General features: G+C 65.8%; 19 protein-coding genes. 8 read left to right on the top strand and 11 right to left on the bottom strand.

All coding sequences use genetic code 11. The features are described 5' to 3' along the window. Nucleotides 1-369 precede the first annotated feature (369 nt). The 4 genes from VF34_RS13255 to VF34_RS13240 form a co-directional block, all read right to left on the bottom strand. Nucleotides 370-1386 carry a hypothetical protein gene (locus VF34_RS13255; protein ID WP_045841519.1) on the bottom strand — a complete coding sequence of 339 codons (1017 nt, stop codon included), beginning with the start codon at nucleotides 1384-1386 and terminating at the stop codon, nucleotides 370-372. Then, nucleotides 1383-2567 carry a sensor histidine kinase gene (locus tag VF34_RS13250; RefSeq protein ID WP_045841518.1) on the bottom strand — a complete coding sequence of 395 codons (1185 nt, stop codon included), beginning with the start codon at nucleotides 2565-2567 and terminating at the stop codon, nucleotides 1383-1385. Before VF34_RS13250 ends, VF34_RS13255 begins: the two co-directional genes overlap by 4 nt. Nucleotides 2568-2597: 30 nt before the next feature. Beyond that, nucleotides 2598-3305 carry a TMEM165/GDT1 family protein gene (locus VF34_RS13245; protein ID WP_032374203.1) on the bottom strand — a complete coding sequence of 236 codons (708 nt, stop codon included), beginning with the start codon at nucleotides 3303-3305 and terminating at the stop codon, nucleotides 2598-2600. Between the two features lie 206 nt (nucleotides 3306-3511). Then, nucleotides 3512-4039, bottom strand: coding sequence for a hypothetical protein (locus tag VF34_RS13240; protein ID WP_032374202.1), 528 nt, complete (start codon nucleotides 4037-4039; stop codon nucleotides 3512-3514). Between the two features lie 157 nt (nucleotides 4040-4196). On the opposite strand from VF34_RS13240, the gene VF34_RS13230 reads away from it, so the two are divergent. Together VF34_RS13230 and VF34_RS13225 are read left to right on the top strand one after the other, a co-directional pair. Further along, complete coding sequence (locus tag VF34_RS13230) at nucleotides 4197-5144, top strand: ABC transporter substrate-binding protein (RefSeq protein ID WP_196249554.1); 948 nt, start codon at nucleotides 4197-4199, stop codon at nucleotides 5142-5144. A gap of 1 nt (nucleotide 5145) precedes the next feature. Continuing rightward, nucleotides 5146-6066 carry a sucrase ferredoxin gene (locus VF34_RS13225; protein ID WP_045841515.1) on the top strand — a complete coding sequence of 307 codons (921 nt, stop codon included), beginning with the start codon at nucleotides 5146-5148 and terminating at the stop codon, nucleotides 6064-6066. A 79-nt stretch (nucleotides 6067-6145) separates the two neighbouring features. Here the strand turns inward: VF34_RS13225 and VF34_RS13220 are convergent, their stop codons facing one another. Beyond that, on the bottom strand, nucleotides 6146-6769 hold the full coding sequence (locus VF34_RS13220; protein ID WP_019667073.1) for a superoxide dismutase: 624 nt from the start codon (nucleotides 6767-6769) through the stop codon (nucleotides 6146-6148). Nucleotides 6770-7028: 259 nt separating this feature from the next. Here VF34_RS13220 and VF34_RS13215 point away from each other — a divergent pair, with 259 nt between their 5' ends. Beyond that, nucleotides 7029-8168, top strand: a complete 1140-nt coding sequence (locus tag VF34_RS13215) for an acyltransferase family protein (RefSeq protein WP_032374200.1) — start codon at nucleotides 7029-7031, stop codon at nucleotides 8166-8168. Nucleotides 8169-8436: 268 nt separating this feature from the next. Here VF34_RS13215 and VF34_RS13210 read toward each other — a convergent pair whose 3' ends face one another. After that, nucleotides 8437-9381 (bottom strand): LLM class F420-dependent oxidoreductase, encoded by a 945-nt coding sequence (locus VF34_RS13210; RefSeq protein ID WP_032374199.1) that lies wholly within the window; start codon nucleotides 9379-9381, stop codon nucleotides 8437-8439. Between the two features lie 278 nt (nucleotides 9382-9659). Between VF34_RS13210 and VF34_RS13205 the strand changes: the two genes are divergently transcribed. Genes VF34_RS13205 through VF34_RS13190 form a run of 4 tightly spaced genes read left to right on the top strand, consistent with a single transcriptional unit; the run spans nucleotide 9660 to nucleotide 12812 of the window. Further along, complete coding sequence (locus VF34_RS13205) at nucleotides 9660-10010, top strand: rhodanese-like domain-containing protein (RefSeq protein ID WP_027494854.1); 351 nt, start codon at nucleotides 9660-9662, stop codon at nucleotides 10008-10010. Next, nucleotides 10011-11120, top strand: a complete 1110-nt coding sequence (locus VF34_RS13200) for a DUF4328 domain-containing protein (RefSeq protein WP_052063018.1) — start codon at nucleotides 10011-10013, stop codon at nucleotides 11118-11120. Next, nucleotides 11117-11890 (top strand): glycerophosphodiester phosphodiesterase, encoded by a 774-nt coding sequence (locus VF34_RS13195; RefSeq protein ID WP_027494853.1) that lies wholly within the window; start codon nucleotides 11117-11119, stop codon nucleotides 11888-11890. Before VF34_RS13200 ends, VF34_RS13195 begins: the two co-directional genes overlap by 4 nt. 10 nt (nucleotides 11891-11900) lie before the next feature. Beyond that, a complete protein-coding gene (locus VF34_RS13190) occupies nucleotides 11901-12812 on the top strand; it encodes a DUF5926 family protein (RefSeq protein ID WP_032374198.1) in 912 nt (303 codons plus the stop codon). Between the two features lie 157 nt (nucleotides 12813-12969). On the opposite strand, the gene VF34_RS13185 is transcribed toward VF34_RS13190, so the two are convergent. The 5 genes from VF34_RS13185 to VF34_RS13165 all read right to left on the bottom strand — a co-directional run bounded on the left by VF34_RS13185 (nucleotide 12970) and on the right by VF34_RS13165 (nucleotide 17369). After that, complete coding sequence (locus VF34_RS13185) at nucleotides 12970-13524, bottom strand: ferritin (RefSeq protein ID WP_027494851.1); 555 nt, start codon at nucleotides 13522-13524, stop codon at nucleotides 12970-12972. A gap of 112 nt (nucleotides 13525-13636) precedes the next feature. Beyond that, nucleotides 13637-14182 carry a ferritin gene (locus VF34_RS13180; RefSeq protein WP_032371710.1) on the bottom strand — a complete coding sequence of 182 codons (546 nt, stop codon included), beginning with the start codon at nucleotides 14180-14182 and terminating at the stop codon, nucleotides 13637-13639. A 31-nt stretch (nucleotides 14183-14213) separates the two neighbouring features. Beyond that, a complete protein-coding gene (locus tag VF34_RS13175; protein WP_230595293.1) occupies nucleotides 14214-15419 on the bottom strand; it encodes an LCP family protein in 1206 nt (401 codons plus the stop codon). A 334-nt stretch (nucleotides 15420-15753) separates the two neighbouring features. Next, complete coding sequence (locus VF34_RS13170; protein WP_032374197.1) at nucleotides 15754-16563, bottom strand: CPBP family intramembrane glutamic endopeptidase; 810 nt, start codon at nucleotides 16561-16563, stop codon at nucleotides 15754-15756. A gap of 35 nt (nucleotides 16564-16598) precedes the next feature. Next, entirely contained in the window at nucleotides 16599-17369 is a 771-nt protein-coding gene (locus tag VF34_RS13165) for a DUF2470 domain-containing protein (protein ID WP_032374196.1), read from the bottom strand. A 123-nt stretch (nucleotides 17370-17492) separates the two neighbouring features. Here VF34_RS13165 and VF34_RS13160 point away from each other — a divergent pair, with 123 nt between their 5' ends. Next, nucleotides 17493-18215: a hypothetical protein gene (locus tag VF34_RS13160; protein ID WP_045841514.1), complete on the top strand. Its 723-nt coding sequence runs from the start codon at nucleotides 17493-17495 to the stop codon at nucleotides 18213-18215.

Genomic DNA, 18215 nt, shown 5'->3' with positions numbered 1-18215 from the left:
CCGGTCAGGATTGCGGCCGCAGCAAACAAACAAGTAGCCACCCAGGACCAGATCGAAAACTCACCGTCCTGAGTTCGACTCACGGACACAACGGCCCACAGCAGCGTCAGTGCCGACCAGAAGAAGACCCACCTTGTCCCGATCGGAACATTGATCGCCAACTCCTTGCATCCCGACGGGAGCCCGTGCCCCGTTGACACTGAATCGTGGTCGTTCCATCACATGCAGCCAACGTTATCGCCTCGGTCGGCTGCGACGGGCATGCCTTGACGAAACCGCATCCGGCCAGGAGTAGTAGGACGGCGGCCGATGAGGGTCGGCTCCGGCCCCACACCAGGCAGGACGGAACCTCCCTCCCGTGCCCGCCGATCAGGGCAGAATGCGGCCGGAGTCGTCGTATTCGACTCGCTGAGCGCCGTCACCGAGGTCGTCGAGCAGGATCGTCGCCGCGGCCGGTCTGCCCGGAGGCAGCAAGCGAACCGTCACCGATCCCGTCACGGCACCGTCCAGACTGCTCGACGCCCCCGCCGCGATGTCGTTGCGGACCTTCTCGCTCAATGCTGTGGGGCTTCGGTCGTCGAGCATCGTGACCTCGACGCCGCGGGCGCGAGCCGAGCGTGCCGCCCTGGCCAACTCGGGCAGTACGAGCCCGCGGGCCCGCAGGGTGTCGCGGAGCTCGGCTTCGAGGAGTCGGCACGCCAGGACTTCCTCGTCGGTGAGATCGGGGCCGTCCGCGATGCGCTGCAGGAGCGGACGGGCGAGCGTATCGAGACTGGCCAGGCGGGCGTCACGTTCTTCGAGTACCGCCGCAGCGGCGGCCTGGGCGGCGATGCGGATGGTGGATTGTTCACGGAGCTCGAAGATCGCTGCACCGAGGGGTCGGATGGTGAAGGCGAAGAACGTCGCCATCAACAACGGAGCAATATTGATGGCGCTGAACGACAATCCGAACAGTGCGCCTTGACCCGTCCAGGCTGCCCAACCGACGACGACAGACATGGTGAGCGCGAGTCCGAACCACGCGGCCGGCGTGCGGCCACGGACACACATGAACGTGTAGATCACGACGGACATACCCAGAGGCCAGGACTGCAGACTGCCGGTCAGCGGCACCGGCACCACGGCGAAGACGAACGACGCGGCCACCGGCCCGGACACCGTGAGCAACGCCGTGGACCGTGGGCTCAGTGGATCCCCCGGCGCTCTGAGCAGCAGGATAACCGCGGCCGAGAACACCAGCACCGAGACGAACGGCGGCCACACCGCGGACATACCCTTCAGCGTCGCCGACGCACACACGGCGCACGCGAGGATGTAGAAGCCGGCGACGGCGTACGCGGCCCCCGACTTCATCGACAGCAGGTCGCGAACATCCTCGCCGTTCATCGCGCCCAGCTCAATCGCACAGTGGTTCCGCGGCGGGAGGTGTCGATCTCGGCCGAACCACCGTCGAGCTGACGCATCCGCCCCTCGATGCTGACGGCGACGCCGAGTCGGTGCGGAGGCACCGAGCGTCGATCGAAGCCGATACCGTTGTCTCGCACGATGACTCGCAATGCCGACGGGGCCAGCTCGACCGTCACCGATCTGGTCGACGCCTGAGCGTGAACGACGCTGTTGCGCAGTGCTTCTGCGAGTGCGCCCGCGATCGACCGGACCGCATCGGCAGGGTAGTTCGCCGAGGAATCGGCGGGGTCCTCGCGGACCCTGAAATCGATCGACTCGTCGACCGTCGATGCGGAGGCTCGCATCAGAGCGATCGTGTCGTCGACGGTGAAATCGTTTGTGGCGGTGTCGGTGTGCAGTCCGTCCAGATGGGCCAATGCCGAACGTGCTTGACGGGCGAGGCTCGCAGTGCGGCCCTGGCGAGCGACCGCCAGCAGTGACGACATGACCTCGTCGTGGATGAGGGCGTCGAACCGTTCGCGTTCGACTTCGCGTGCATTCGCCGCAGCCGCCCGTGCGGCATCGCCGTGGGTGGCGCTGATGGTGGCATCGAGAATGCGACCGGTACGCAGTGCGGCCAGAGTCGCCGCGACGAACACCGTGCAGAACATCAGCCCGAAGAATATTTCGGCAATGATGTTGCTGCGAGGAAACGGCTCTCGCACAGCTTGATTGATCAGTTGCACGATCACCACCGAGACGGCCGTGTGCACGAATGCCGGGATGGGTCGCCACACGGTGGCGGCCGCGAGCGAGGCCAGGCCGGGGAATGCGGACAGGAACATTCCGTTCCGATCGAAGGTGGTCCCGTCCCAGGCCACCCACCACAGCAGGGCCATGACCGGGAACGCCAAAGCTGCGATCGAACCCGCAACCTGGCTGACCCTGATGCTCGGGTGAAAGGTGAAGGCTCCGAACGCGAGACCGGTACCGAACACGACGATCACGGCGGCCGGGGTCCACCACCCGGGGACGGTGACGCTGCTGCGCGCGATGTCGGGAACGAGCAGCAGTAGATACGCCGCGTAGCCGGTACCGACGAACCGGCCGAAGATCCTGATGAGCCGATCGGTCGAACGGTGTGCCGCGTCGCTACCCGTCGCCTGCAGGTTGTCGTTCATTCACCCCTCCGCGAGGAGTGTAAACCAAGGTCAGACGTCTTCGGTGGTGCTGCGCTTCTCCACTTCCTGCGGAGCGTCGCTGCGGGAGCGTCGGACGAACGCAGCGGCAACGACGAGGGCCGAGATCGCCACTACGACTGCGGCCGCCACGTACGGAGCCGACGTACCCGGCATCAGTCCCTCGAAGAACAGGACCGCGCCGAAGACGAAGAACAGAATGGCCGCACCGTACTGAATCAGCCGTTCCGGCAAGTGCTTTCCGAGAACGGCACCCAGCACGATAGCGAGGGCGTCGGCGGCGACCATGCCTACCGTCGAGCCGATCCACACTCCGACCCAATCGTTGTCGGCGGCCAGAGTGACGGTGGCCAGCATCGTCTTGTCGCCCAGTTCGGCGAGGAAGAACGCGGACGCGATGGCCAGGAAGGCCGACTTGGTGACTCGCGACGCCTTGGCACCCTCGTCGTCGGACAGCGAATCTCCGCGCAGGGTCCACAGACCGAACACGACGAACGCGAGCCCGCCGACGATCGAGATGGCTTCGGTGGGGATGGACACACCGAGGAAATGGCCGACGGCGACCGAGACCAGATGCACGACGGTCGTGGCCACCGTGATGCCGCCGATGACGACGTACCACTTGTAGCGCAAGGCGAACGTCATGGCCATCAGCTGGGATTTGTCACCCAGCTCGGCCACGAAAATGACAGCGAAACTCAACAGTAGAGCGGACAGCACAGCAGACTCCTCGGTCGTCGAACGGACCGAAGGTCTCGCCCACCGGAAGTACCGGTTCAGGTGCCGGGTCGTGGAAAACGACCAGTATGTCGACACGTTGATTGGGGGCTACTCCCCTTCGCTGCAGACGACTTTAAGTGCCGTTTCTCCAATTGTCCAATGCGCCAATAAGTTTGGTGACCCGAAAAATCGTGTACGGGGAGCGGTCAGGATGCGAGGAGCATCGCCAAAACTGCGGTGTCGGGATCGCTGATCGGATCGAGGCCGACCCGACTGATCATCGACGTCACGGTGCCGTCGGATTCTGCCTCCACCCACGCGGCCCGGTGATCGAGGCCCAGATGCGGAAGACCGGGCAGCAGAACGCAACCCGAGGCCGCGCCCGCACATTCCGGCAGAGAAGGCGTCGTCTCCGACGGTGGATGCAGCATCAGCAACGCGGCCGGCTGATGGTCCGAGAACCGCCCGGGAGCCAACGCGAAATCGCCGATCACCGGTCCCTCGGCCAACACCAGGCCGACCGTCCCCGGCTCCGGATCCTCGGGCAGCTCCTCCCGCACCCCGAACACCGTCGACGTCGCCAACAGACCCGGCATCGACGCGACCCGGACGGCCAGCGCCAGGAATTGAGCCCACTCCTTGGTGGTGTCCGGCCAACGACCGGAGATCACGAACCCGCGCAGTAGACCGGCGGCGTGAAAAGGTGCGACACCGATGAGATCTCGATCGTCCATTGCGCATCCCTCCCAGACAGGTACGAGGCGGAAGCCGGGTACACGACGTTGGGTAAGGAGAAGAATGACCCGAAAACGGCTGGCACACAAGATGGGGAGAGTGCCAGCCGAAAACGTAGCCGGCCCACTGCGGCTCGGCAGCCGATACGCTGCTGCGGTGAAAAACAGAGGATCCGCCCGGCGAACCGTCGTCTCGTTGCTGTCCGTTGCGCTACTGCTGAGTGTCGCCGCATGCAGTCGGGAAGAATCGACCCCGGGCGAGACCGGCGGCGAGGTTCGCACCGTGCAGCATGCGTTCGATGAGACGAGTGTTCCCGTCGATCCACAGCGCGTGGCCGTGCTCGACGGCGACCGCACGTTGGAAGCCGTCGTCGCGTTGGGCATCCAACCCGTCGCGGCAGTGAAGCCGCCGCTCACCGGTGACTACGCACCCGTCGTCCGGGATCGGCTCACCACCGAACCGATCGACATCGGATCCGTCGACGCCGACGTCGACATCGAGGCTCTGACGGCTGCCGCACCGGACCTGATCGTCATGCGAACGACGGGTGAGGACAACCGAGCGCTGTACGACCGGGTCGCCCCGATCGCGCCGACCGTCGTCGTGGAATACACCCCGGCCTCGTGGCAGAACACCTTGCAGCAGCTGGCGGGAATCTTCGATCGGCAGGAGATCGCCGACGGTTTGCTGGCCGTCTATCGGCAGGCGGTCGACGAATCCGAGTCACACTCACCTCGGGAAAACAGCACGTTGACCGTCGCGCGAGTGCGCACCGACTCGTTGCGGTACATGACGCAGGACGGATCGTTTCCTTACGCAGTTCTGGCCGATCTCGGCTACCGGGCGCCCGCACAGCAGGATCGCGGATCCGACGCGGTGCAGACCGTCGACGTCAGCCCGGAACTGATCGACGTGCTGGCGGCCGACGACATCCTTCTGCTCACCGACGCCGGGACTGAGGACGCCGTGGCGCAACTGCGACAGAACCCGCTCTTCACCGGTCTCGGAGCTCGGGTGACCGAGCTGCCGTCCAAGGATTTTCTCTTCGGCAACGTGCTGACCGCCCAAGCCCTGGTCGAGACCGCGACCGAAATCGGGGGCTGACGTGCCGGCATCCGAACGCTGGGTCGGCTGCGCTGCAGTGGCGCGCGAGAACGACGAATCGCTTCGCGGGACAGCTGCACGGGCACACGGCTGGGTGTTGATCGAGCACCGAGGCCCGTGGGGGCGCGAACCGTGGGGGCCGGACGGGCCCCTGGGCCGAATCGGTACCGAACTCTCGCGTCGCTGCAAGGCCGTCGGGATACGCCCGCAACTGGTGCGAGAAACGCACGGCAGGCGTGAACCCACCGAGACGCGACAGGTGTTTCTCGCGCACTCGGGTCGCCGCGGCCCGTGGCTGGAGAAATACACGGTCGACACCGTCGAGCAGATACTCGAACTACCGCTCGAAGCCGCCGCGGCGGGCACCCCACCTGGGATCGGGACTCGCGTCGACCAGCGGCTCTACCTCGTCTGCACGCACGGAAAGAAGGATCCGTGCTGCGCGGTGCTCGGTCGGCCGGTGGCGGCGGCCCTCGCCCGACCCAGCGGGCGGGTATGGGAATCGACGCACCTGGGCGGGGATCGATACGCAGCGGGCATGGTGGCCCTGCCCGACGGCAGCTACTACGGCAACCTCGAACCGACCAACGCGCAGGCCGTCGTGGACGACCACGACCGCGGGCATCTCACGCTGCGCCACTACCGAGGCCGCTGCACCGACGACACCGTCGCCCAGATCGCCGAACACGCAGTACGAACCGAATACGGGCTCACGGGAATCGACGACGTCCACCCGTCCGATGTCACGTCGTCCGATGTCGCGTCGGATGTTGTGGTGGTGACGACGTCGGGAAGCGTGCAGGTACACGTGACACCCGATCCCGAGCCCCCGCGCCGAACGACCTGCCGTTCCGAGGACGTCGCGAGACCGGACCACGGCGTCACGACCATCGGGTCGGTGCCCGCCGCCGGGAGGGCGTGACCTTCGAAATGCGACAGGGCCACCGCGTCGAACGCGGTGGCCCTGTCTGCGATTGCGCGTCGTGCGGCAATCTCGAAACCTACGGGAAGATCAGGCCCGGGGTCTTCGACGTGGCGGCCTCGAAACGAGCCTGGACGTCGGCCCAGTTGACGACGTTCCAGAACGCCTTCACGTAATCGGCCTTGACGTTCTTGTACTGCAGGTAGAAGGCGTGCTCCCACATGTCGACCTGCAGCAGCGGAATGATGCCCAGCGGCACGTTGGCCTGCTGATCGTAGAGCTGGAAGGTGAGGAGCTTCTTGCCCAGCGAGTCGTAGCCGAGCACTGCCCAGCCGGAGCCCTGCAGGCCGTTGGCAGCAGCGGTGAACTGTGCGCGGAACTTGTCGAACGAACCGAACTGGTCGTCGATCGCGGCACCGAGTTCGCCTTCGGGCTTGTCGCCACCGTTGGGCGAGAGGTTCTTCCACCAGATGGAGTGGTTGACGTGGCCACCGAGGTGGAACGCGAGGTTCTTCTCCAGCAGGAAGATGCTGCCGTGATCCTCGGCCTCGCGGGCTGCAGCCAGCTTCTCGAGCGCGGTGTTGGCACCGGCGACGTAGGTGGCGTGATGCTTGGAGTGGTGGAGCTCGTTGATCTCGCCCGAGATGTGCGGCTCGAGGGCGGAGTAATCGAAATCAAGGTCGGGCAAGGTGTACTCGGACACGTGGTTCCCTTCTCTAACGACGCCGTGCCCATCGCGTGATGCGGGCACGTTCGTCCTACTGCGGATCTTTCGTAGGGTTCAACCCAATCTCATTCCTACCCCTTGTGCAACCGTTGTAATCGAGATGCTTTTCTCGGAATAAATCCACGTGAACAAGACAGTCGAATTCCTGGGCTGCGAAAACCTGCGATTGTCACGAAATAGTTGCGTAACAGCGCCGAATTGGTCCACACCATGAACGGAACCTAAACTCGAGGGTGTGAAAGGGGACCGTCCGAACCGAAATTCGGTCGACGAGTCCGCCGCCGCACCGGCCGTGACTGCGCCCCGCGTCCAGATGAACGGTGCCGATCTCCTGCGCGTCATCGCCGTCTGCGCCGTCCTCTACTCGCACATCTCGTTCTACCTACTCGACGACGTCGGCGGCGACTGGTGGATGCTCGACATCGTCAACCTCGTCCTCATCGACGACGTAGGCCTCAACCTCCACCTCTCCTTCGTGGGCGTGAGCATGTTCATGCTGCTCACGGGGCTGCTCATCACCCGATCCGCTATGCGGCAATCGCGTCGGGACTTCATGGTCGCGCGCCTCGCCCGACTCGTGCCCGCCCTCTGGTTCGCCATCGCCCTGGCCGTCGTACTCGTCAAACTCGGCGTCAACGGCATGTTCAGCGGACAACCCGGAATCAGCAACGGAGAGGCCGTACTCAGCTTCTTCCTCGGCGGCTTCTTCCTCCGACCCGAGGTCGCCGTACTGGGCGTCACCTGGACACTCGTCGTACAGATCGTGTTCTACCTCTACTGCGTCGCAATGCGCTCGGCGCTCCGAGCAAGCCCGATCACCGTGCCCCTCATCGGAGCTGCACTCTGCACACTGGTGATCCTCTGGAACCTTTACCTGCCGCAGCCGTACACCATCCCGTTCCTCACCAAAGTCGCCGGAGTACTGCCCACCCTGTTCCTCGGCCAGATCTTCTACCTCGGCTGGGCGAAACTCGTCACCTGGCGCTGGATCGTCATCGGCGTCGTCGCACAGATCGAAGTGATCCGCCTCGCCATCGACGTCCACACCTTCTGGATGGGCGAGACCTACCTGTGGTCACTGCTCGTCGTCACCGGCACCGTGCTGCTCCTGGCTCGATACGACGGACCCATCACCCGCTGGCCCATCATCGGCTGGATCGGCACCCGCAGCTACGCCATCTACCTGATCCACACACTCGTGCTCTACCGCATCTACGCAGCCGTGGAACCGCACTTCGGACCCACCGCCGCCGTCCTGGCCTTCCTGACCGGCACCGCCGCACTCGCCGAAATCATCTACCGCTGGATCGAACTGCCCGCAGCACGACACATCAGCACGCGATACCGACAACTTCGCACCCGATCTGCCCCCTGACCCCAGCCCGCTGGGTAGTCACCCCCCGCTGGGTAGTCAATGTGACATTTGGTGGCCTTTTCGGGGGTCAATGTCACGTTGAGTGGACTGGGGTGGCACGACTGCGCTCGATCTCCCGCCGACCCGACTTCTCCGGTCGACCGACATCACCCGAGTGTCGGCCTCGCCGGCTACTCGCCCCTGCTGGGTAGTCAATGTGACATGTGGTGGCCTTTTCGGGGGTCAATGTCACGTTGAGTGGACAAGGGCGGATGGGAGGCGGGGGAGATCAGAGCTGCGGGATGACCTCGGAGGCGACCAGTTCGAGGTGATCGAGATCGGTGAGGTCGAGGGTCTGCAGGTACACGCGAGTCGCGCCGATGGCCCCGAAGCGGCCGATTTTGTCGACCAGTTCGGCGGGACTTCCCGCGGCCCCGTTCTCGCGGAGTTCGGAGACGTCGCGGCCGATGGCGGCGGCGCGTCGGGCGATGTCCTCCTCGGTGCGACCACAGCACAGGACGAGTGCGTTGGAGTAGACGAGGGAATCGGGGTCACGGTCGGCGGCAGTGCAGGCGGCGCGGACGCGTCCGAACTGCGTTTCGGTGTCGGCCAGCGAGGCGAAGGGGATGTTGAATTCGTCCGCGTATTTCGCGGCCAGGGCCGGGGTGCGCTTCTTGCCTCCGCCGCCGATGAGGATGGGTGGACGCGGCGATTGGACGGGCTTGGGGAGGGCGGGGGAATCGGTGACAGGGTAGTGGGTTCCCGGGTGCGAGAACGTCTCGCCGGTCGGTGTTTCCCACAACCCGGTGATGACGGCGAGGGACTCTTCCAGTCGGTCGAAGCGCTCACCGAGCACCGGGAACGGCAGGCCGTACGCCTTGTGCTCGTCCTCGAACCAGCCGGCACCCAACCCCAGGTCGACGCGGCCACCGCTCATGGCGTCGACCTGCGCGACGCTGATGGCGAGGGGGCCGGGGTAGCGGAATGTGGCGGAGGTGACGAGCGTGCCGAGCCGGATGGTCGACGTCTCACGAGCCAGGCCGGCCAGGGTGATCCACGCGTCGGTGGGGCCGGGCAACCCGTCGCCGCTCATTGCGAGGTAATGGTCGGATCGGAAGAAGGCACCGTAGCCGAATTCCTCCGCGGCTGTGGCGACCCGGAGGAGGTCGTCGTAGGTGGCGCCCTGTTGCGGTTCGGTGAAGACGCGTAGCTCGACCGAGGAGTGAGAAGTCATGTTTGCCAGGGTAATCAGCTTGGATAAACGACCGCAGACAACAGCTGTGTCAAATCACGATCGATCCACAGCCTTCGTTGGTACTCGATACACCGGCAATCAGTTGTGAGGCCGTGACCTGTGGATAGAAACCGGCACGGGCCCCGATTCTGTGCATCAACCTGTGGATACTGTGGATAACTTTCGTGAGCCAAAGTGACGTAGGTCATAGCTGGGGCCGTCCATCGTCAGGCGGGCACGAGTGGCAGTCGCGATCGCACCCGTGACAAGATCGAGAGGTGTCTCACCCCGAGCAGTCGCCCGCCGTCACCGTAGACCGCCTTCCGGTGCCGTTCCCGGAAGCGGCAGTGCTGCTCGACGTCCGAGAAGACGACGAGTGGCAGGCCGGACACGCACCCGGTGCCGTGCACATCCCGATGGGCGACATTCCGTCCAGAGCAGGCGAAATCGACAACCAATCCGAGATCTACGTCGTCTGCAAAGCCGGCGGGCGCTCGGCTCGGGTCGTCGAATACCTCAATCGCGTGGGCTACGAGGCCATCAACGTCGAGGGCGGGATGCTCGACTGGCACGCCGCCGGTAGGCCGATCCAGCGCGACGACGATTCGGACGAAGCGAGAATCATCTAGATGTCGGCACCGCAGGGGCGCGCACAGGCGTTCCAGGTCTGCGCCCGCTGCAGCACTCGCTGGGCGGTCGGCGCACGGCCGGGTACGTGGTGCCCCCGCTGCCACGGCGTGCTGCTCTCGCCGGTGTCCGCTCGGGCACCGGCACAGGGCCGCCGCAATTTTCGGTGGGTTGCGCGGCCTGCGTCGTCGAAGGGCAAAGCCGTCGGTCCCGCCCGGGTCGCGGCACCGACCCCCACTCCGCGGTACGACTCGACGCCCACGTGGGGGCTGCGCGACACCCCACGCGACCCCTCAGCACACACGCCCGCCGGCCGCGTCGAGCAGTACGCAGCCAACGCGCAGACGTTCGTCTGGATCACGGCGCTGCTGCTCGGGCTGGCGGCGTTCGCCGAGCTGTTTCGCTACGGAATTCTGCTGTACAACCGCACCCGACTGCTGTCGCCGATCACACTGGCAATTTCCGATGCGCTGGTCTATTTCGCACAGGTCGGCGCGCTCATCGTCGGTCTGCTCGCGCTGATCACGACGTCCTGCTGGCTGATTCGGCAACGCCGGCTGGCCTACGCATCGGTCGGGGCGACCGAGCCGCGGTCGGTGCGATGGATGCTGCTGCTCTCGATGCTGCCTCTGGTTCGGATCGTCATGCCCGGGGTGTACCTGACGGAGATCGTGCGCCTCCGAGCCGAAGCCGACGGCGACGTGTACCGCGAGCTCACCTTGATCCGGATCTGGTGGGCCGTCTGGGTGACGAGCAACGCGCTGGTCGTCGTGCAGGTGCTGTGGAGTCTGCGCAACACACTGCAAGCCCGCGCCGACGGCGTTCTGCTCGCCGCCGTCGTGGCGCTCGTGGCCGCAGTTTCCGCGGTGCTGACTCTGGCCGTCATGCGCCGACTCGAGGGCCGCACCCTGCGCGGTTCGGCGCTGTCTCGTCCCACCCGCTGGGTCATCGCACCCAGCATCGAGCGAAAGACCACGGAGTCCGAGACCGAGCAGACCGAGACCGAGCAGACCGAGACCGAGCAGACCGAGACCGAGCAGACCGAGCCGGCCGACGCAGCTCATGCGGACTCCGGGGCCGAGAAGGACGACCGGGCGGTGACGGTCTCGTGAGCCCGGACCGACGCGGCCCTTTGGTCGTCGCGCACCGAGGAGCATCTGCGGCGAAGAAGGAACACACGCTCGCCGCCTACGATCTCGCGTTGCGGGAGGGAGCGGACGGCGTCGAATGCGACGTCCGGCTCACGAAGGACGGCCGCATCGTGTGTGTGCACGACCGCCGCGTCGACCGAACCTCGAACGGCACCGGAATCGTCAGCGAGATGACCTTCGACGAGCTCGCCCGGTTGAACTACGGCGATGCTGACGAACCCGCCGAACTTCTGACGCTGCACGACCTGATCGCGCTGATTCTGGATTGGACCAGCAAGCCGGTCAAGCTCTTCATCGAAACCAAGCATCCGGTGCGCTACGGCTCGCTGATCGAGGCCTCGGTGCTGGCCGAGCTGCACCACTTCGGCATCGGCGCGCCTGCCTCGGCGGATCATTCGCGGGCGGTCATCATGTCTTTCGCGCCCTCGGCCGTGTGGCGAGTGCGCCGCTCGGCACCGATGCTTCCGACGGTCCTCCTCGGCGACAGCTCGCATTATCTGGGCGGCGGAGCAGCGACGACCGTCGGTGCCACCGCGGTCGGTCCGTCGATCCGGGCGTTGCGTGAGCACCCGACGCTCGTCGATCGAGCAGCCGCGTCGGGCCGTGCCAGTTACGTGTGGACGGTCGACGAGAAGGAGGACGTGGACCTGTGCCGCGAACTCGGTGTCGGGTGGATCGCGACCAACCATCCCGGACGAACGCGCGCCTGGCTGGAATCGAAGAACGTGTAGGTTTTCTGGCGTGGGTAAGAGCAAAAGAAACAGCGGACCGAAGCAGGACAGCAACCGGGCGGCCAAGCTCGCACAGCGTGAGGCCGAGCGCGCCAGCCTCGAGTCGGGGACGACGCGGCCGTTCGAGGGCCTGGCCGCAGAATGCGACCTGGTAGCGCTGCGCGAATTCGTGCCGTCGGCCACCGCCACCGCGCCGATCACCTCCGGCGGCCGCACCGTCACTCTGGCAACGGTATTGCCGGGAGCCGTCGCCGCTCTGGTACGCGAAGAGGCGGGCACTGTAGAAGGATTCGTCGGCCTGCAGGTTCAGACGCAGTCGAAAGACGTTGCAGCAGATATCAGTAGCGCGTTGGGCTGGGTCGCCGCCGCCCCAGCAGGTGAGTCGCTCGAAGCCTCGACGGTGGACGAGAACACCCCCGCATTGACCGATGTCCTCGACCCGTCCGCACTCCTCGAGATCACCGTGCATCAGGATTTCAATTGGTGGATCCCGGAAAGTGCCACTCCCGCAGCCGATGTGGCCGCAACCGTGGAGCGCGCGAATCAGGCGATCATGCCCTCGGCGCGGATCGAGGCGGACGGTGTCGTTGCAGCATGGTGGGTCGATGCCGGCGACAAGGCGCACATCCGGTGGGTTCGCCCGGAGAGCGAGGACGACGTCATGCTCGCCCTCGCGCGGTTGCACGCTGCCGGAGACCTGAATCTCGGTGAGGGCTCGCGGTATGCAGGCTCGTTCCGTACGCACGGGTTGCTGGTGCCGGTGTTCGATCTCGATCCGGAGATGCATCCCACCGAATGGGCTGCTCCGACAAAGGAATTCGGGGAGAAGCTGAACGAGGCTCTTGCCGTCGACGCCCCGCTCACGGGAGCGCAGCTGCGCTCGCGGGACGGCCTTCGTGGCCGTCAGGTCACCCTGCGCTGAGCAGTCGAGCCCAACTGAGAGGTGCGGCGGCCCGAAAGTTGGTGCACCGAAACGCACGTCGGGTGGCCGTCGGACAAGGGGCTGCTTGTCCGACGACCACCCGTATGAGCGCGAGATCTCTCGCGTTACTCGTCGATGCGTGTCGCGTGGAGCGAAATTACAGCGATCCGCCGGCGACGGTGGGTGCGCCTGCATCGGCGACGACGCTGGTGTTCATCTCGCGGGCAACGAACTGCTCGAGGTCGAACAGGTTGTGGCCGGCGCGGTCTGCGATGTTGAGCAAGGTCTTCATGCTGGCAACTTCCTCGACCTGCTCCTTGAGGAACCACTGCATGAACTGCTCGCCGAGGTAGTCGCCCTCTTCGCGGGCGGTGCTCGCCAGAGCGATGATCTGCTCGGTGACCGTCTCTTCCTGTGCCAGTGCGAGGGCGATGGCCTCACGCGGGTCCGTGAACACGGACTTCGACGCGTCGACACCGGTCAGTTCGACGGTGATGTCGCGATCGAGGAAGTACTGGACGATCATCATCGCGTGGTTACGCTCTTCGACCGACTGCGCGTAGAAGTGCTTGGCCAGCTGCGGCAGGTCGACATTGGCGAAGTAGACGGCGGTGGCGATGTACTGCTGCGAGGCGTTGAACTCGTTGCGGATCTGGTCGCGAAGAAGTGCGTGGAACTTGGTGTGGTTCGTTTCTTTGATGTCTGCGCTCATGGTGAGGACAATATGCCTGGTCAGAGGGCATTGTCATCCAAGTCGAGCCTTATTGAGGCGAACGTAGCCTAATACAGTCAATCCTAAATGTCGGCTCTGAGCAGGGCGTAAGTTACGCGCTTCCGGCCTCTTTGGGTGCATTGGTGGCGCGGGTCACCGAGCCGAGCTCGCGTGCCACGTACTGCTCGATGTCGAACAGATCCGAACCTGCTCGCCGCACGATGTTGAGCAGGCTCTGCATCGCGGCTACTTCCTCGACCTGTTCGGTGAGGAACCAGTGCATGAATTGCTCCCCGATGTAATCGCCCTCGGCTCTGGCCGCCTGTGCGAGCGCGGTGACCCGATCGGTGACCGCCACCTCCTGCGCCAACGCCAACTCCACCGGTTCGGCGACCGAATCGAACGCGGTCACCACGTCGTCGATGCCCGACGCGTCCACCTCGAGTCGGTTGTCGATGAGGAACCGAATCATCATCATGGCGTGCCGACGCTCTTCGGCCGACTGGGCGTAGAAGCGGTGCGCCAACTGCGGAAGATCGTTGCGGTCGAACCAGATCGCGATGGCGACGTACTGCTGCGAGGCGGTGAACTCGTACCGAACCTGGGCGCGCAGTAGATCGTGAAACGAGGTGGTGGGCTCATGCGACGGCAATGTCATGATCCACAACGTACCGGCCGCACGTCCCCCGTCAGGGGCCGCCGGTCAGCAGATCTGCCGGAATTTCCCGATCCTGAGCGATGGCTTCGAAGAATGCCGGTGCCCTGGTGTCGTCCCACACGAGGACGTTGCCGACATCGGAGTCCTGGAAGCCGCCGACCGGCACGGTCGTCGTCACCGGCCCACCGCGCATCGCCCAGGCCAACCCGGCCAGGTTCCAGATGTGGTCTCCGTCGTCGACACTCAACGACGACGCGGTATCGGACACCAACGGCCACAGTTTCAAAGGATTGAGGAAAGTGGAAGCGCTGGTTGCCTTGTCGAGCAGAGCGGACATGAAGGCCCGCTGGTTGTTCATCCGGTCGAGGTCGGCCAATGCGGTCGCGCGGGATCGCACGAAGCCGAGTGCCTCGGAACCGTCGAGATCCTGACAGCCCGCGGGAATGTTGATGCCCGCCAACGGATCGTCGATCGCGTTCTGCACACACACGTTGACTCCACCGACGGCGTCGACGATTCCGGCGAAACCACCGAAGCCGATCTCGGCGTAGTGATCGATGTGTACTCCCGTCGCACCCTCGACCGTCTGCACCAGCAGGGACGGCCCGCCGAATGCGAACGCCGCGTTGAGCTTGTCCTCGCCGTTGCCGGGAATCGGCACGTACGAATCGCGGGGCAGGCTGACCATCGTCGTCGCCCCGCCGCCCTCGGGGATGTGGATCATGATGATGGTGTCGGTCCGGCTGGGGCCCACCTCGCCGCCGGTCGCGAGAGATGCTTCCTGCTCCGGCGTCAGACCTGCTCGTGAATCCGATCCGACGAGAAGCCAATTGGTGCCCGGGGTGTCGCCGATCCTCCCGGGGTACGAGGTCAGAGCGTCGACTCGCGTGAGCGAACTGTCGACGTAGTAGACGATGCCGCCGATGCCCAGAACGAGGACGAGGAGAACGATCAGGAAGCGACGGCCCCAGCGCCGACGCTTGCGCGGCTTCGCAACCTTGGGGGGACGTGAATCACGTTGTGGCCGAGCTGGTTCCGGTCGTCGTAAGGCGCGCTGCGGAGAAGCCGGTGGCTGCCTGCGCTCGTCGACGTACGGTTCCGGCTGTTGGCGCGGTGCGTACCCGGTGCGCCCGGCCTCGTCCTCGGCAGCGCGGGAGTACTGGCGCGTCGAGTTCGGCGGAACGGAACCGGCAGGGCCGGGTTCGGGTGCCTGCGACCACGCCTGTTGCGGTGGCACCGGGGCACCGTGACGAGGTGCGGCCGGGCGACCGTCGCGCCTGATGAATTCGGTGCCCTCGGGTGCGGGCCCCGGACGGCGAGGGGACCCTCGCTCCGCGGGAGGTTCCGGGTTGTACCGACGGGGGTTCGGAACCGGCGGCGGACCGGGTCGGTACTGACGTGGTGGCGGCGGTGGCTGTCCAGGGGCTCCACCGGCGCGCCGAGGCGGGGGAGGGGGCTGCTGGCCGGGTGGTCGACGCGGTGGCGGCGGCTGGCTCGGCGGCGGGGTACGCCGATTCGGCGCGCCGTGCCGTCCGTAGCGATCGTCGTCGTTCACGAATCGACTGTACCCATCACGGCAACCACGCCAGGTGTTCGCGCAGCAGGGCGTAACCGACGAACGCGACGATGTCGATGAGTGCGTGCGCGATCAGCAGTGGCCACAGCCTCCCGGTGCGCTGCCAGTATCGGCCGAACACCAGGCCCATCAGGAAGTTGCCGACTCCGCCGCCCACCCCCTGATAGAAGTGATAACTCCCGCGCAGCAGCGAGGAGCACAGCAAGGACTTGTTCTCGCTCAGGCCGAGTCGGCGGAGTCGAGAGATCAGGTAGGCGACGACGATGATCTCCTCGGCACCGGAGTTGGCCAGCGCATACAGAATCAGGGCGGGCACTCGCCACCAGTGGTCGTCGAGCGCGCTGGGGACGACGTTCAGATTGAATCCCAGGGCGTTGCCGACCAGGTAGAGCGCGAGACCCGGCAGCCCGATGAGTGCAGCCAGCCCGACGCCGTGGCCGAGATCGATCTTCAGGCGCGGTTTCGCCAGTCCGATCGCACGCGGTGCCAGATCTGCTCGCCACAGCAGGTACAGCCCCAATGCTCCCCATGCGCACAGGCGCAGGATGCTCAGCAGCTGGAACAGCAGGTCGATGACGCTGAAGCTCGATCGCGAGGAGTTCAGTGCGACCGTCTGGTCGGACAGCGCTGCGGTCTGCAGGGCATCCTCGACCAACGAGAGAATGCTGCTCATGCCACTGAGGCCGAACGTCACCAGCAGCACGATCGCGATCTCGACCTTGATGGTCGTGCGTTCGCGCGCACCGGGCGGTGGCGCAGTGCTCTCCGGCGGCGGTGGCGTCAACCAATTCCTGAAGTCGATCACGGCACGAGTGTGCCCTGTCGAGCCTGGCGGCGACGTCAGCCCCGGGCGCGCAGGCCGTTGAGGAACGGGCAACCGGCGAGAACCCGGAGGGCCCGGCTCAGGGAGATCGTGTCGTCGACGGGCGCGGCGAAGCCCAACCGGACGTCGTTGTCGCCGCACTCGCCCTCGATACGCAGACGAATGCCGTAGCGGTCGATGCCCAGCGGACGCACGCGTCCCTGCCGCAGCGACGGTGGGAGGCGTCGGGACAGCTGCGCGAGGAGGTCGGGATGATCGGAGTCGAGGTGCTCGAGCCAGCTCGTTTCCATCTCCCAGAACGGATCGGGCTCGGCTGCCAGCAGCGAGTCGACGTCGACCGGCTCGGCTCCGGTGCTGTCCGCCACCACTGCGGAGCCGACGATCAGACGTACCAGGGAGGTGGTGTGGCCGACGTCGAGCAGGGCCGAGTGGGGATGCTCGGCGGCCACCGCGCCGGCCATCGGGCGCATCAGCGATTCCGGCACCGGACGCAGTTCTCCGCGCAGCCACACCAGTGACCGCACCGGTTCGCGCAGTGCCAGAGGTGCGTGATCGGTGAGCTCGACGACGGCGGGAACGCCGGCGCGGGAGGACTGCCAGGTGATCGCGTCGTCGATGGAATCGGTGGGGACGGCAAGAATCATCTCGCCGTTGGGTCGCAGGTGGTGCAGGGACGTCACGACGGGGTCGCTGCCGTCGATCACGAGAGCTGCGCCCTCGGCACGCATGCAGGCGCTGCGCACGCGTTCGGCGGTGGTCGGTCCGGTGGTGGTGGTTGCGCCGAGCATGGGCTCCTCCGATGCGATCGGTACAGTTGAATGGCCAGTAGGTGAGGCATACCTAAGTAATGTGCCCCTAAGTTAGCCGGATGTGGCGGGTATCGCAAGGGCAGCTGGGACTACCGTGAAGACGTGCCGATTCCGTTGACCCTCGGTGTGCCGCACCGACCAGATCCGAACGCGCTCGTCGCCGGACTGCTGCAGCCGTTCTGCGCCGATGCCCCTGCCGTGCAGGCCGCTCCACGCGCCGCCGAGTACGGCCCGCCCGTCGTGCTGGCCTCGACACTGCTGACGCTGCCGCCCACCGTGAACCTCGGGCGCATCGTCGTGCGACTCGACATCGACCCGGACAAGCTCCGCGCCTCGAGCGCAGGCAACTACGAAGCCGTCAGATTCGAGGTCGACGCAGTCTCCGAGCATCTCGCCGACGCGCTCGGGTTGCGACTGCCCTCGCCCCTCGTCGTCTTCCCGGTGTTCGACGCGATCGACGTGGCCGAGACCGCAGTGACCATCGTTACCGCTCATCGAACCCCCGGCATCGGTGTCGGCGACACGGCGAGGCGTATCGCCGACGTGCTCGCCGTCGTCTCGCATGCCGATGTCGGTCTGGTCGCCCGCGCCGACACCGGAGACGACGTGATCGCGATCCTCGCGGCGACGGTGGCGTCGCTGCGCGGAGACGACATCGCGTCGGCTCTGGCCGCGCCGAATGTCGACGCTCTGCGCAAGCTCGTACCCGAGGCCGCCGAGGCCGTGCGGGAGGTGCTGCTGGGGGTCGAGATCGCCGACGTCGTCGCCGCCCGCGCCCGGCTGGTCGATGTCGGTTTGATCGCTTCGGGGACGTCGACAACGTAA

The sequence above is a fragment of the Rhodococcus sp. PML026 genome, from assembly GCF_000963615.1.
GTDB lineage: Bacteria > Actinomycetota > Actinomycetes > Mycobacteriales > Mycobacteriaceae > Rhodococcoides > Rhodococcoides fascians.
Note: the sequence above shows the minus strand (reverse complement) of the source record. Positions and strands in the feature narration are given on the sequence as shown.